At 36.9% G+C, this 14,788-nt stretch carries 14 protein-coding genes; 6 read left to right on the top strand and 8 right to left on the bottom strand.

Going from position 1 to position 14,788, the window contains the following annotated elements; translation table 11 throughout:
- The 3 genes from M2919_RS03185 to apf form a co-directional block, all read right to left on the bottom strand.
- Positions 1–3,183, bottom strand: a complete 3,183-nt coding sequence (locus tag M2919_RS03185; protein ID WP_248849213.1) for an SbcC/MukB-like Walker B domain-containing protein — start codon at positions 3,181–3,183, stop codon at positions 1–3.
- Positions 3,180–4,340 (bottom strand): exonuclease SbcCD subunit D, encoded by a 1,161-nt coding sequence (locus M2919_RS03190; RefSeq protein ID WP_248849215.1) that lies wholly within the window; start codon positions 4,338–4,340, stop codon positions 3,180–3,182. The genes M2919_RS03185 and M2919_RS03190 overlap by 4 nt, the downstream gene beginning before the upstream one ends.
- Before the next feature lie 113 nt (positions 4,341–4,453).
- Positions 4,454–5,023: an aggregation-promoting factor gene (gene apf / locus M2919_RS03195; protein ID WP_248849216.1), complete on the bottom strand. Its 570-nt coding sequence runs from the start codon at positions 5,021–5,023 to the stop codon at positions 4,454–4,456.
- A gap of 416 nt (positions 5,024–5,439) precedes the next feature.
- Between apf and M2919_RS03200 the strand changes: the two genes are divergently transcribed.
- The 4 genes from M2919_RS03200 to M2919_RS03215 all read left to right on the top strand — a co-directional run bounded on the left by M2919_RS03200 (position 5,440) and on the right by M2919_RS03215 (position 7,390).
- Positions 5,440–5,892 carry a hypothetical protein gene (locus M2919_RS03200; RefSeq protein ID WP_023605461.1) on the top strand — a complete coding sequence of 151 codons (453 nt, stop codon included), beginning with the start codon at positions 5,440–5,442 and terminating at the stop codon, positions 5,890–5,892.
- Positions 5,893–5,982: 90 nt separating this feature from the next.
- Positions 5,983–6,243: an autorepressor SdpR family transcription factor gene (locus M2919_RS03205; RefSeq protein ID WP_023605462.1), complete on the top strand. Its 261-nt coding sequence runs from the start codon at positions 5,983–5,985 to the stop codon at positions 6,241–6,243.
- Positions 6,244–6,254: 11 nt separating this feature from the next.
- Complete coding sequence (locus M2919_RS03210; protein WP_248849218.1) at positions 6,255–6,872, top strand: SdpI family protein; 618 nt, start codon at positions 6,255–6,257, stop codon at positions 6,870–6,872.
- A 35-nt stretch (positions 6,873–6,907) separates the two neighbouring features.
- The gene (locus M2919_RS03215) at positions 6,908–7,390 is read left to right on the top strand and encodes a DNA-deoxyinosine glycosylase (RefSeq protein WP_248849219.1); all 483 of its coding nucleotides are present in this window, start codon (positions 6,908–6,910) and stop codon (positions 7,388–7,390) included.
- 125 nt (positions 7,391–7,515) lie between these two features.
- Here the strand turns inward: M2919_RS03215 and M2919_RS03220 are convergent, their stop codons facing one another.
- The 5 genes from M2919_RS03220 to M2919_RS03240 form a co-directional block, all read right to left on the bottom strand.
- Positions 7,516–7,995 carry a hypothetical protein gene (locus tag M2919_RS03220; RefSeq protein WP_248849221.1) on the bottom strand — a complete coding sequence of 160 codons (480 nt, stop codon included), beginning with the start codon at positions 7,993–7,995 and terminating at the stop codon, positions 7,516–7,518.
- 117 nt (positions 7,996–8,112) lie between these two features.
- Complete coding sequence (locus M2919_RS03225) at positions 8,113–9,582, bottom strand: glycoside hydrolase family 1 protein (protein ID WP_023605466.1); 1,470 nt, start codon at positions 9,580–9,582, stop codon at positions 8,113–8,115.
- Positions 9,583–9,598: 16 nt separating this feature from the next.
- Positions 9,599–11,479, bottom strand: coding sequence for a beta-glucoside-specific PTS transporter subunit IIABC (locus tag M2919_RS03230; protein ID WP_248849222.1), 1,881 nt, complete (start codon positions 11,477–11,479; stop codon positions 9,599–9,601).
- Between the two features lie 123 nt (positions 11,480–11,602).
- Positions 11,603–12,466, bottom strand: coding sequence for a PRD domain-containing protein (locus M2919_RS03235; RefSeq protein ID WP_248849223.1), 864 nt, complete (start codon positions 12,464–12,466; stop codon positions 11,603–11,605).
- A gap of 147 nt (positions 12,467–12,613) precedes the next feature.
- Positions 12,614–13,390: a histidine phosphatase family protein gene (locus M2919_RS03240; RefSeq protein ID WP_248849224.1), complete on the bottom strand. Its 777-nt coding sequence runs from the start codon at positions 13,388–13,390 to the stop codon at positions 12,614–12,616.
- A gap of 249 nt (positions 13,391–13,639) precedes the next feature.
- On the opposite strand from M2919_RS03240, the gene M2919_RS03245 reads away from it, so the two are divergent.
- Both M2919_RS03245 and M2919_RS03250 read left to right on the top strand, forming a co-directional pair.
- Positions 13,640–13,951: a PadR family transcriptional regulator gene (locus tag M2919_RS03245; protein WP_248849225.1), complete on the top strand. Its 312-nt coding sequence runs from the start codon at positions 13,640–13,642 to the stop codon at positions 13,949–13,951.
- Entirely contained in the window at positions 13,951–14,775 is an 825-nt protein-coding gene (locus tag M2919_RS03250; RefSeq protein ID WP_248849226.1) for a hypothetical protein, read from the top strand. The genes M2919_RS03245 and M2919_RS03250 overlap by 1 nt, the downstream gene beginning before the upstream one ends.
- Positions 14,776–14,788: the final 13 nt, after the last annotated feature.

Genomic DNA, 14,788 nt, shown 5'->3' on the forward strand with positions numbered 1-14,788 from the left:
TTAAAGTAATCTCTTTTCAATTCGACTACGGCCATTGCCAAGTTTTTGTATCACTAATTGTGGCGAAATTCTAGCTTTCATCTCCGTCACGTGCGAAATAACACCTACCATCCGACCACTTTCTCCAATTTTTTCCAATGCCATCATTGATTTTTCAAGCGTTTCCTGGTCTAAAGAACCAAATCCTTCATCAACAAACAACGCTTCAATTTGCACGCCACCAGAATGAGCTTGTACGACCTCAGCCAGTGATAGCGCAATAGACAGAGCGGCAATAAAACTTTCTCCTCCGGATAGCGTTTCAGTCGAACGACGTTCATTCGTATCAAAGTCAAAGACATCTATTTCTAACCCAGTTTGAGTCGCATAACTGCCAACATCCTGATTTAATACAAATTGATACCGTCCATTCGTCAATTCAGAAAAATAATGAGCATTGGCATACTCTAATACTTCTATTAAATACGATTGCAAGACATACCGTTCTAAAGTTAAGCGATGCTCGCTCTTACCGGTTAATACTTGAACCAATTCCTCAAGTTCACGAGCCATCGTTTCATCATTGCCTAGCTTTTCTTGCAACGCTTCTAGCTGCTCTTTGATTTGTGTGAGTTGAAGAGAGTCTTTAACACCTGCTTGCCAGTATCGGTCTGCTTTAATCGTTTCTTCTTCTAAATCTGAGAGTTTTGCTTCCAAAAGAGTTAAATCTGGCCGTGATTGCTCCCCAATCTCTTTTTTCAACACTGCTACCTTTTCTTCTGTCGTCTTTAACATCGTATCAAAACGTGCCACTTCTGCTACTAAATTCGTAAGGACTTCTGAAGAGAATGAAGCTAACTGTTCGATAAACTCATCCCAATCCTTCGTCTTCATCTGTCCTTTAAACGCATCATTTAGTTTTACTTCAAGATGATCGGCTTGTTCAGATAATTGGCGAACATATTTCTTTTCTTCAGCTAAGCGACTTTCAACTTTAACCGTACGTGTTTGCTGTACCTCTTTTTGCTCTTTTAATTTTAATTGTGTTTGATCAAAGCTCTCAATCTTCTCAGTTAATTGTGCTACTTTTTCTTTTAAGACATCAGACGACTCTAAGGTAGGTTCTGAGTCTGCAATACTTTTCAAACGTGTTTGAATAGCACTCATATCAGCTAAGGCGTTTTGTTTAACAGCTTCAGCCTCTTGTTTCTTCACTAATAAAGCATCATACTCTTCATCTAGTGACGATACTTTTTCCGTTAACTCCTGATACTGTGTTTTTTGTTTACTCAATTTCTTAGCTATATCAGATAACACAGTCGCTAGATACTCTGTACTGCGTATTTTATCAGACCACTCTGCTTCAAACACAGCGCTTCCTTTTGAAACGAGCGCATCATAGGCGGTGTGATAAGCTTGTTCGCTAGTTGACACCTCTTCTATAAGTCGCGCGACATCTTTTTCAGCACGTTCACATTTAGCCGCTAAAGAGGATAATCGTTTTTCTAACAACTGACATACTTTTTCTGCCTCTTCTAATTCTTTAAATGCTTCTTTTAACGCCTCTTCAGACATCTCTTCTGCCTCATGTTCACGATAAGGATGTTCCTTACTACCACATACTAAACAGGCTTCACCATCTTGTAATTCCAGTCGTAGTTGGCGAAGCATCAAGTCTTGACGTCGACTTTTCTGTCTGTCATACGTTTCACGTGCTACCTCTAATTGTTCCATTAAATCTGTTTGTTGTAATAGCAATGTGTCATAGTCGTGTTTCTGTGCTTTTTGTTGTTGTGTCAAGTCATGCCAATGCTGCTCGCTCTTTTTTAATGTATCAAGTTGCCACTCCAATGATTCTAGGATGACTACGTGCTGTTCGAGATGGGTTAACTCAGCTAATTGTGTTTGAATGACTTCTTTTTCTTCTTTTAAACGCCTTTCGTTTACATCGTATTCCTCGATGATTTGAGTTATTTCGTTTATTTTTTTATCTAATAGTTTTTGTTCACGTTTCTTTTCAAATTGTTCTTCAGCCAGTGGTAACTTTTGTAACACGATTGTATGTTTCTCTTCCTCCCACTCTCTACACTCTTCTTGACATTTCTCAAGTTCCTGCCAGTTAACTTCAAGCTCTTCTCTATCTTTTTCAAGTGACCCTAACTCTTCGCTTAACGTTTCCTTCATCTTTCGATGCTCTGCTAAATCACGTGTCACTTGTGTTTGCTCGAGATAGAGCGGGCGATATTGCTCCAAATACGTTAAGTGCTCGACTTCTTGTCTTTGCTGCGCTTTTGATGCTTTTTCAGCAAGTAAGGCTTCTAACCGTGCTTCATCATTATTTAACTCGGCAAATTTTTGTAACAGCGTCTTAGCTTCTTCCACGACTTGTCGTTGTTTATCTTGCTGTTCTTTCACCTTATGATACTGTTGCTCCAACTGTTCATTATGTTTTAACATGGTTGTCAGTTTTTCTTTGACACTAAATAATCGTTCATCATCCGTCCGACACATATCAATCAGAGCTTGTTCCTCTTCATCCCATTCAATCTGCTCGAAGAGTGTCTGCCACTGTGTTTTTAAATGATTCATCTTTTTAGCTATCGTTGCCCGTTTTTCTTTCATGTTTTCTGTAAAAAGGTCATAGATTTCCGTACCAAACAATTGCCTTAAAATCGTTCCTTTTTCATCACTTTTTGCTGATAGGAACTGACGAAAATCATTTTGCGGTAATAAAATAATCTGACGAAATTGGTCAGCCGTCAATCCTAGTAACTCGCTCACGCGTGCATCGACTTCATTTTTCTTCGTAAAGGCCGTCCCTATTTCTTCGCCATCAAAGCCTGTCAGTTCGACAAACGTTTGGCGCGTTGGTTTTTTTACCAGTCGTTTTTCATTTTTAGCATCTAGCCATTGCTCTGGGTAACGAACGACCTGATAGTAACGGTCATGATGTTCAAAAATAAAACGCACACTCGTCTCATCGGTACCAGTTGCAAAATCACTACGCATTTCTTTAGGTTCGCGACTACTCGTGCCTTCACCAAATAAAGCATACGTCATCGCATCAAAAATCGTCGTCTTTCCTGACCCCGTATCACCACTAATTAAAAACAAGGCGGAATCATCCGACACAAACTCTGTAAAATCAATATCAGCCTGACGATGTGGCCCAAAATAATTCATCGTTAAACGTAATGGTTTCATGATTGTCCTCCTTCCTTTCTAAGCGAAATCAACGTTTCTTCCGTCCACTCTTGCTGCCTGTCACTCAGCGGTTGACCCGTCATCTCTTCATAAAAGGTAGCAATCATTTCTTCCTCATTCAACGCCGTGCGCTTTCTCATATGTTGAATTTCCATATCGCCACTTGTTTTTTCTAATAAATAATGCAATTCTACGATATCCCCATAAATCTCACTCAATCGCTGACGTGGATTTTGATCTAATGGGCGATTGGTTAATTTAATACTAAAAAAGGCACTTCCTTTAGTTGGTTGCTGCGTGTAAAATTCAGACGAGCATAGTTCTTCATACGTGCCTTTTAATACAATCAAATCTTTTTTCGGCTGAATCGGTATAAAACGTGTCGTAAGTTCCCCGTCTAATTCAACAATATAGACTCCTTTTTGATTCTTCGCTTCCTTTGTATTAAATTTAACTGGCGACCCACTGTAACGCATTTTATGATTAGGACTTGCTTGATATAAATGCAAATGCCCTAGCGCCACATAATCAAACGCTTGAAAATGACTCGCAGCAACCGCGCTCAATCCGCCAACCGTCGACGTCGTTTCGCTTGTTAATTCGTAAGCTTCATTGCCTTCTCCTTGCACATGAAAATGGGTCACTAACAGTTGATGCTTTTCTGGATGAAACTGTGTCGTCATCTCGTTTATCACTAACGGCATGGCATCGTTTATCGTTCTAATCTCATCCGGTTCTTTTTCAAAATAAATTCGAGCATCTATCGGATCAAAAAATGGGAGTAAAAACACTTGGGTTGTGGCCGTTTCAATCGGCTTCAAAGCGTCCGCTATTGTCGTCGCCAAATGCAAGTGTTGTCGCTCAAACCACTCGCCACCAAATTGCAACCGCTGAGCGCTATCATGATTACCACTTACTGCATAAATCGGAAAGCCGTCCTCCATATTTAGTAAGTAAAACATCTCATTGAGCGCTTTAACCGCACTGACTGACGGTATCGCGCGGTCAAATAAATCCCCTGCAATAATAATCCCGTCAACCTTTTCCATTTTCGCAATCTCTCTTATCTGTGTAAAAGCATGCCACTGTTCTTCTAATAAATCAAAGCCATTTAATTGCTTACCAATATGCCAATCGGCCGTATGCAAAAGTTTCATAACGTTCTCCTTTACCATATACTCTCTACTTGTAAGTTTAGCATATTTCCTCTATTAGACGACAAAAAAACCGCCTTTCCTAAGAAAGACGGTTTTCATTTCATTTATTCGACTTAGTACCAGCCGTTTGCTAACCAAAATGCTTGGGCATTTTCCCAAGAACCATAACGACCTGCTACGTATTGATCCGCAACACGTTCTTGGTTTTCTGGTGAGTAGTCACCATTTAAATAAGAAGCATCTAATTGATATTTACCAATATAACGACCATTTGTCGCATTGTAGTTGTTCGTAGATTCTTTCATTGCAATCCACTCTTTAGCAGATGAGCTGTTTGCTACATAGCTTGATTGTGCAGGAGCTGCTTCTTGAACTGGCGCTACTTCTACAACTTCTTCAGCTGCTGCAACTTCTGCCTCAGTAGGCTCTGTGTAAACAACTTGTTTATCTGTGTCTAAAACTAATACTTGACCAGGCATAATTAAGTTAGCATCTTTGATTTCATTTTTATCTGCAATCACTTTGTATTGAGATGCGTCACCAAAATAACGTAGTGAAATTGCTGATAATGTATCACCTGATTGAACAGTATGTTTTACTTCTGCTGCGTCTGCTTTCATACCTGCTGTGAAAAGTGCTGCACTCATAAGACCTAATCCTAAAATCGACTTTGTTAACTTCATGTTGAAAATTTCTCCTTTGTCATCTACATGTGTTTCGAGTAGATGGTTTATTTTTGCTACGGATACTATTAAAACATATCTATGTTACAAAACAATTGAAAAACCGTAACAACTTGCTATACTCTGTTACGAATCGTCACAGTTGATTATTTAATATAGGCAAACAAACAGTAAAAATCCTTTATTATTAGGAACTATCTCGCCCATCACAATTTAATTAACCTTGATATGCGAACACTCATTCTTTTTCATTTTTTTATTTAAAAATATTTTTTTTATCTTTTCTTCATTATTTCAAGCCTATTGTAACAAAATTGTTTCAATTATTTCGTCTTTTAAAAGGGTCTTTATCTATAAATAAGCTATTTTACACGAGATATCGTATACTAAAAGTAAAGAAAGGGGGGATAATAAAAATGAAGCTCAATAGCCGTCGGATAAAACGCTCGCTCGTCCATATGCTCTTTACCCTTGTTTTAATTGCCCTTTTTTTATTTATCTTGAAAAAAGTCATTGATGTCTTTATTTTCAGAATTTCTAATGAATCGGTCTTATTAGAAATTTTGCAAATTGACTTTCGTGAATTAGCATCCGTTGGCCTTTTCTTAATGGTCTTATTATTTGGCTTATTTATCATCTTTGTAATTATCATGAACTTAATCGCTCGCTTTACTTCAATACCAAAAAGCGAGACGGAACGGATGATTCTCTTTTTCGAAAAATTAATCGTAGCACTATTTCCTACCCTCCTATTAGCTGGCTCATTAAATGCGGCGTCATTTACAACTATCACAAGTATGATTTCATTCTTTGCTATTTTTTCTTTTGTGTTTAAATCTCATTTGTGGGAACACAAGAAACCAGAATAATTTTTTATAATAAAACAACCATCTAATTTGATAAAATTCAAATTAGATGGTATGCTCTATTTAGAAAAAAATCAAAATAGGAGGTTTACTATGTCGTCATCTCTCGAGCTATTCAAGGCTATCGGACACCCCATTCGATATGACATTATTGTATTGCTAAAAAAAGGGCCAATGACAGCAGGAGATATTAGCAGTCATTTCTCTCAATCGCCAGCCACTATCAGCCATCATTTGAAGCAACTTAAAGAAGCTAAAATGATACGCGAACGAAAAGACAAGAATTATATTATCTATGAATTAAATCTTAGCGTCATTCAAGAAGCTATGATTTGGTTTCAATCATTTATGTAGGAGTGTGTCACATGAAAAAATTAGTAAAAAAACATAAAGCTAGCCTTTTATTTTTCATCATCCCTTTTATGATTATCCTCATTCAGTTTTCAAATCTACCAGTCAAAATCCCTGTTCATTTTGATTGGAAATTTGAGCCAGACCGTTATGTTTCAAAAACAACATTCTTAATGTTTCCCTTCTTCTTATTTTTATTACAACTTTTTCTACTATATATAGAAGATAAAAAAGGTGAACCTCAAAATCAAACAATCATGACCTGGTTTTATTGGTTACTCCCTGTCTTAACCTTATTTGTCACACTGGGATCGATACAAGTTGCCTTAAATGATACATTTACTTTTATCAAGTTACTACCATTTTTGCTACCATTACTCTTTATTATCATTGGCAATATATTACCACAAGTACCCCAAAACTATACTTTAGGGATTAAAATCCCTACAACCCTTTCTAGCGCAGATAATTGGTATCGCACTCACCGTGTAGCTGGCAGAACATGGGTTATCGGAGGCCTACTAATGATATTTAGTTCCCTGTTTTTTCCAACTCTTTTAGCTTTATACTTTATCTTACTAGCCTCTATGATTTTTGTCCCAATTATCTATTCGTTATATATCGCACATTAAACTAATTCTACCTAAATATTGAAAGGAAGAAACGTATGTCATTACAGTCAGGCTTGGCACCCTTTATTTCAGAAAAAACAGAGAAACTCATATTAGGAAGTGCACCAAGTATTCAGTCTTTAAAACAACAGCGCTATTATGGTAATAAAGGCAATCAATTCTGGAAGATTGTCTTTACTTGTTTAGGAGAAAATGATCCGCTCGATTATTCCAAACGACTAGCACTGTTGGAAAAACACCGTATTGGCCTTTGGGACGTGTACGGTCAGTTTCAACGACAAGGAAGTATGGATCATCAGTTTGAAACGACCAAACTCAATGACTTTTCTTTTTTAAACACACATCCGTCAATCACCACAATTATCGCAAATGGCCATACAGCTTATCAAACTGCCTTAACGATACCTGAGATAAAAAGTTTTCCATTAATAAAGTGTGGCTCGACCAGCGGTGCTAATAATGGCCAACACAAAAAACGCCTGGCCGAATGGCAACAGGCGTTAACAATGAGCATTTAATTTATTTGGTCGAGGGGAATATTCATTGTCTTGAGTACTTCTCCTCCGCTTGCTGTTTTGAATTAATCAAATAGAACGAGTTTGTATTCAACTAATCAAGCATATCTAGACTATAAAAAACATATTTATTTTGGAGTTTCTATTTCTTTGATTTCAACTTCAATATTTGCAATTAAATTTTGAATTGTCTTTTTCAACTGTCTCAGTTTTTCTAGTGTTTGCTTTATCTCACCTTGCACTCTAATATCCGTAAAAACATTATCTAACCATAGGTCCAAAACTGTATCAGAAAATGTTTGACTTATGCGATTTGGTAACAGCATGTTAATATCTTCTAGCTCTTTATTCAGATGTTTCATTGACTTATTAAGTTTTAAAATATCTTCATTTGCCTCTTTAATTTTTCTTCTCTTTACCCAACTTGTTATAAATTCCCCTCCTAACATATCCCATACTCCCCAAGATTGAGCATTAGCTAGAGTATTTATAGCATTATCAATCGTTTTTATTGTTTTTTTGGCAGCCTCACGTGCTTCTTTAAGTTCTTTCAACCGATTCATCTCATTATCTCCTTTAATAACTATTGTAGATACCTTTGTTATCATCTCTTTTAACTTTTACTTGTTTAATATATTCTATACTATTTATTTTAAACTACTTTCTATTTATAGGTAACAAAAAAACACCGAGATAAACTCGGTGTTTTCAACTTATCTATATTCTTACAGCTTTTCTCCGTTGCTTGCAATGACATCTTTATACCAGTAAAACGAATCTTTACGATAGCGTTCTAATGTCCCTTCACCTTTGTCATCTTGATCAACATAGATAAAACCATAACGTTTAGACATTTGAGATGTACCACAACTGATTAAATCAATACAACCCCATGTCGTATACCCCATCAATTCAACACCATCTTTTATAGCTTCTTTCATTTGAGCAACGTGTTGTCTGATATAGTCGATTCGATAGTCATCATGGACTCGACCATCTTCTGTTAATTCATCCTTCGCTCCTAATCCATTTTCACACACGAACAATGGTAGCTCATAACGATCATATAATTTCATTAATGAAATGCGTAGACCGATTGGATCAATTGGCCAATCCCACTGTGATAATTCTAGGTGCTCATTTTTAATCGGACTGTCAAATGATCCTGCTAGCTTATCTGCATCTTCACGTGCTTCTGTTACGTGTGACATATAGTAACTAATCGCAACGTAATCAATTGTTCCTTCTTTTAAGATTTGAGCATCTTCTGGTTCCATCTCTAATTTAATCCCATTATCATGGAAATAACGCACCATATAGGTTGGATATTCACCACGCGCTTGAACATCTGGATAGAACATGTTTAGCTGATTTGATTTTAGCGCTTGTAATTGGTCTTCTGGTTTTGTTGTACGAGCATAAGACTCAATTTGGTTAATCATACATCCAATCTTAGCGTCTGGCATAATTTCGCGTGCCGCTTTCACTGCTAAAGCACTTGCTAAGAACTGATGATGGGAAGCTTGATACGTAACTTGCAACTTATCTTCTGGTTTAATCAAGTCTTCTAAAACACCTGCTCCTGTATATAACGAGTTTAAGTTCATGTTCATCTCATTAAATGTGATCCAGTATTTTACTTTTGATTTATAGCGTTCGAATAGAACACGCGCATATTTTTCAAAAAGTGGAACTAATTCACGACTTGCCCATCCGTTATATTTTTCTGTTAATGTAATCGGCATCTCATAATGTGACATAGTCACCAATGGCTCAATACCATATTTCGCGCACTCATCAAAAACTTTGTCATAAAATGCTAACCCTTCTTCATTTGGCTCATCTTCTAACCCTGTTGGGAAAATACGCGCCCAAGAAATAGAAAGTCGGAATGTCTTAAAGCCCATCTCTGCAAATAATGCGATGTCTTCTTTATAACGATGGTAAAAATCAATTCCCCAACGTTTTGGAAACAGATATTTATCTGGATTTGCTTTATATTCTTCTAACTCTTTTGAGGAAACGTTAAACGTAAAATTATCAACTTTTCCTGAAGCATATGGATCTTTGTATGCCGCATAGTCAGAAGTAGACATACCTTTCCCACCTAAGTTATATGCGCCTTCAATCTGATTGGCTGCTGTTGCGCCCCCCCATAAAAAGTCCTTTGGAAATCCTGTTTGTAATTCTTTCATTCTATATTCCTCCTATTTATTTAATCGCAACCAAAATTTCTTGATTGATTGCGTTAATCGCTGTTTTATTAGTTGTCGTAGGGACTACATCTAAAAAATTAGGTGTGTTTGTCACGACGACAGGTGAAAATAAGTTAATATTTTGCGCTTTTAGAAACGCTATATCAAAGGTTAACAATGAATCGCCTTGTTTAATCGCTGCTCCCTCTTCCACGAGACGTTCAAAGCCCTTACCTTTCAAATCTACAGTGTCCAATCCAACATGGATCAATAACTCCACACCTTCATCAGATAGGATACCTATTGCATGATTAGTAGGCGTTGTCATCGTAACCGTTCCGTTAAATGGAGCTTTTACTAAGCCTTCTGTTGGATAGATACCGATACCTTTTCCTACAATACCTGAAGCAAAGGTTTCATCTGGACACTCTTCTAATGAGACGACTTCCCCTTTTAATGGTGAAACTATCGAAATAGGTCCCTCTTTATCTTGAATTTCAACGACAGTTTTCGTCTCTTTTTCTTTTTCATTGGGGTCAGAGGCACCCGTATCAAATTTTAATACAAGGGTCATCACTAGACCGATAGCAAAACTAGCGCCCACTCCCATTAGTGCAAACAATAAGTTGTTTGATTGACTATCCAGGTACGTAGGAATTGCTAGCACTCCAGGGACGGTAAAGCTCATCGCTTTAACTGTGAAGGCTCCAAATATCGCGCCCCCAACAGCCCCTCCCATCATACTGGCATAGAAAGGTTTTTTCAGTTTCATCGTTACTCCATAGATAGCTGGCTCGGTAATTCCAAACACAGCTGGGATAAAAGATGAAAAGGCTAATTGTTTCATCTTGCTATCTTTTGTTTTGATAAACACGCCTAAAGTAGCTCCCGCTTGCGCTAAGTTTGCCACTAAGTTCATTGGTAGTAACATAATGTCATAGCCAAATTTTTCAAAACTTGCAAATGTTCCTGGGAAAAAGGCATAATGCATTCCAGTAATAACAATCAGTGGCATTAAGCCACCCATCAAAGCACCTGCTAATGGTCCAGCAACATCAAATAGTGTCGTAAAGAAACGCTCTAAATAAGAGCCAATCGTTGTGCCTAATGGTGCAATAAATGCTAGTAAAATCGGCGCAGTAATCAGTAATGATAACATCGGAACAAAAATAATTGACAGTGAGCTTGGCACCCATTTTTTCATGTATTTCTCCACATAGCTTAATAACCAAACGCCTAAAATAATCGGAATAACTGATGAGGCGTAATTATTCATTGGGATTGTGAGACCAATGAACTTTAGACTAGCAATCTCACCAGACGCTGCATTTTCCAAAAAGGTTGGATACATTAAAATACCTGCTAATGCAACAGCTAAAGATTGATTTGCCCGAAACTTACTTGCCGCTGAGAATGCTATGAGAAACGGTAAGAAATGAAACGCAGCATTTGAAATAGCATCTAGTACAGCATATGTTGAACTTTGATCAGATAATAAGTTAGTCGCAACTAAAATAGTCATTAACCCTTTTAGTAAACCGCTTCCTGTGATGGCAGCTAATATCGGATTAAAAATACCCGATATCACATCAAATATTCTGTCTAGTATATTTCCATTTTTACCTGAAGACTGGCTATCATTATCAAGGCCATCTCCTATTATGTGATGAATTTCTTCGTAGACATTGGCAACCTCATTACCAATAATGACCTGAAACTGTCCACTTTGAAATTGTGCACCGATAACACCATCTAGCGCCTTAATTTCATCTAATTTTATTTTATTGTCATCTTTCACATTAAAGCGCAGTCTTGTAATACAATGCCAACATTGGCTAATATTGCTTTTTCCACCCATTTTCTCAATAATCGTCTGAGCTAATTCTTGATGATTCATGTTTTCCTCCTTTGTCCTGAAAAAAATAACCTAAGCAAAAGTCTCTGATGATATATGCACTCATCTTGAACTTTCGCCTAGGTTAATGCCTTTCGTTGCACGCCTATTGCGATTTTTATTTTACTATTTAATTGGGATTTGTTGTGTTTCTTCTACCACTCTTTCGATATGAATAATGAGATAAATCATTTCATCATCACTCACATCAATGTGGTACTCTTTTTTCAACATTTCTCTAATCATAAGACCACAGGCATAGCTTTTTGGATATTGTGATTGAATAATTTCATATAATGTTTCGTTTTGACGAGTAGGTAACTGTTGTTGATGAAATTGTCGATTCATAAAGTAACGTATATGTGTGACAAAACGTGAATATGAGATACTTTCCTTATTTAATGAAATATCAAATAATGACTGAATCGTACGCACGATGCTTTTAGTAATCTGAGCAATCATCATTGTTTCATTCATCGAATCAAAATCGTTTTGTGCATTCACAAAATGCAACGCGATAAAAGAAGCCTCGCACTTGGGTAAAGTAACACCTAGCGTTTCATTGATCTTTGCTAGAGCCTTAAGCCCCATCTGATACTCTTGATAATACAGAAAGGGAATCTCCCACTGTAACGTGTTTTCATCTAACAACTGATTCTGATTGAGTCGCTCAATAGCAGCTTGTATGTGATCTGCTAATGAAAACAAAAGTGTCGTATTCAATGCTTTTTTTAACTCTGCTTCTCCCATATCAACAATCGTTTCTGTCAGTGTCAAAACTTCTGGTGATATGTCTGCTATCATAGCCGGTGTCGTATGGTTGAATTCTTTAGATCTAAAAATCTTTGTGATGTTAGCGTCACTAAGTTCATCACCTTTTTTCTTTTTAAAACCAATCCCTTTTCCAAATAATACTAATTCTTCATCATGTTGATCTGTCGCTAAAACTAAATTATTATTAAGGGATTTTACAATGGTATAAATAGCCATCACCTCTCATTTTAGCAAAAAAAAACACCAAACCAAAGTATCTCACGTACTAATTGGATTGGTGGTGCCTGATCGAGTCAGTTACACTCCTTCTATTTGATTTCATCTTAACACATAAAGAAAGCGATGTCAAACACTTCTTTCGTTTTACTCAATATAAGATGTGTCTCCGATAGATTGTACATCAAATGAGCCGTCTTTGTAGATGACTTTAGAAACACTTGCATTTGGTAAAGGACGGTCTGTATCTTCATCTGTCAGATCAGATAGAAACGCACTAATAGCCATACCATGAGACACAACTAGAATATTTCCTCCACCCTTTTCCTCTACTTCTTTCGCTATGTCTGTCAATTGACCTTGAACACGTTCACGTAATTCAACATAAGTTTCAAATTGACCTGTTTCGTCATTTTCGGCCATCGCATCCGTAATTTTCTCTAAACCTAACACTTTTAAATTCTCTTTTACATCTGCTTCATCTTTATACCCTAGAGTTTGTGCAGCTTGTCCCCACATGACCTCATCTAAGTCACCTTCAAACTTACCAAAAAACATTTCTCTTAAGTCACGTGATTCATTGATTACAGTATCTTTTTGTCCCAATTCTTCTAATACAAGTTGCGCTGTTTCCCTTGCACGACCAGCATCACTTGAATAAACATAATCAAAAGTTAAGCCTTCGTCTTTCAACCCTTTACCAAGTTCTTTGGCTACCTCGACACCTGGCTCTGTCAGTGGCGTGTCACTCCAACCTTGAACTTTTTTCATCTCATTAAAAATTGTTTTCCCATGACGTGTTACATAAAGAACTGTCTCTTCCGTTTTGTCATCTTTCACTTCTTCTTTCGGTGTCGCTTTTTGACAACCTCCTAAAACTAATATAGAACTTACTAAGACTAATAACGTTTTCCACTTTTTCATTTCAATCATCCTTTCTGATAATAAAAAAAGGCACTACTTTATAAAGCGACTTCTCGCTTTACTAAGTAGTGCCTAATTAAATAGTTACACATTAGTTTTGATGATCATCAACTACAATATACAATAGTATGAAAACGGTGTCAACCCCCTATTTTCTCACCAAATTAAAATATATCCACTTGTGATATAACCAATATGGGTATACAATAGTTTATACATACTAGAATTAGTTATGAAAGAAGTGACATGATGGCAGATAAAAAAGATCTCACTATTCCACTTAATTACTCAGGGTATTTAATCCTACACAGCTTACAAAAGCCAGCTCACGGTTATCAGATGATGCAATATATCGAAAGCGCAACAGCCGGTCAGTTGACTGTAGGACCCGCTACAATGTATCGAACTATTGCCGATTTTCTCGAACGTGACTACATCCAATTAGTTTCCGAAGAAGGCGCACGTAAACAATACGTTTTAACAGAACGTGGCAAAACATTATTAGAAAAACAAGACAAGTTTATTGAACTCCTATATAACATGACAAAGGAGAATCCATGATGAAAAGAATAAGAGTTTTTATTCCAGGTAGTTGGAAAGAACGAAAATATATCGCTAAAATGAATGCGAAAGGTTGGATGCTCACAAGTGTAAAAGGGTTGCGCTACTATTTTCAATCCCAAGATACTTCCACTTCTGCCGATAATCTATCGATTGATTTCCTTTCGACATCATTGTCATCAGAAGAAAACAAGGCACTTAGTCACGAATATAAACATTTTGTTGCACGTAAAATACCATTCTATCAAGCTACCGTGATTTATCTCTATGGTACTCATTCTCCGAATACGATTGAGCTGAGCGAACATACGAAGACAGAGTTAGACTTTTTAAAGCAATTCGCTAGCGATGTGCTTAACTTTAAAAATATAATGATTATCACATTCATGTTAGTCTGGACGCTCTTACTTACACTGTCCGAAACCAAGAAAATAAGTCTGCCTTTTTTCGTGATTCAACTTCCGCTTATCGCGTTATTCATCATTTGGATTTTATCTATTATCACACGCTATCAAACGAAGAAAAGAATTGCTTTTTTAGAAAAACAATCAGGTGTTTTTAATGAAGATTGGGCACCTACTCGGACTATTATCTTGCGTAATCTCTCTCAGCAACCTAATATCGATGCTTTCTCTTTTCTAGGCAAGTGGCGGTTTATCACAGCCAACAAAAAAGGCAATACATTTTATTATCAGCTACAAAGTCACTATTCGGAAGATGATATCAAAGCCACCATCATGGAGGAGCTAGGAGTAAAAGAACATCAGATTACAGTTGTCTCACAATTCGGACTCTTCCCGTTAGGTTGGTTTGGTTTTTCTTAAACATATAAAAAAA

The organism is Vagococcus lutrae, assembly GCF_023299185.1.
Classification (GTDB): Bacteria; Bacillota; Bacilli; order Lactobacillales; family Vagococcaceae; genus Vagococcus_A; species Vagococcus_A lutrae.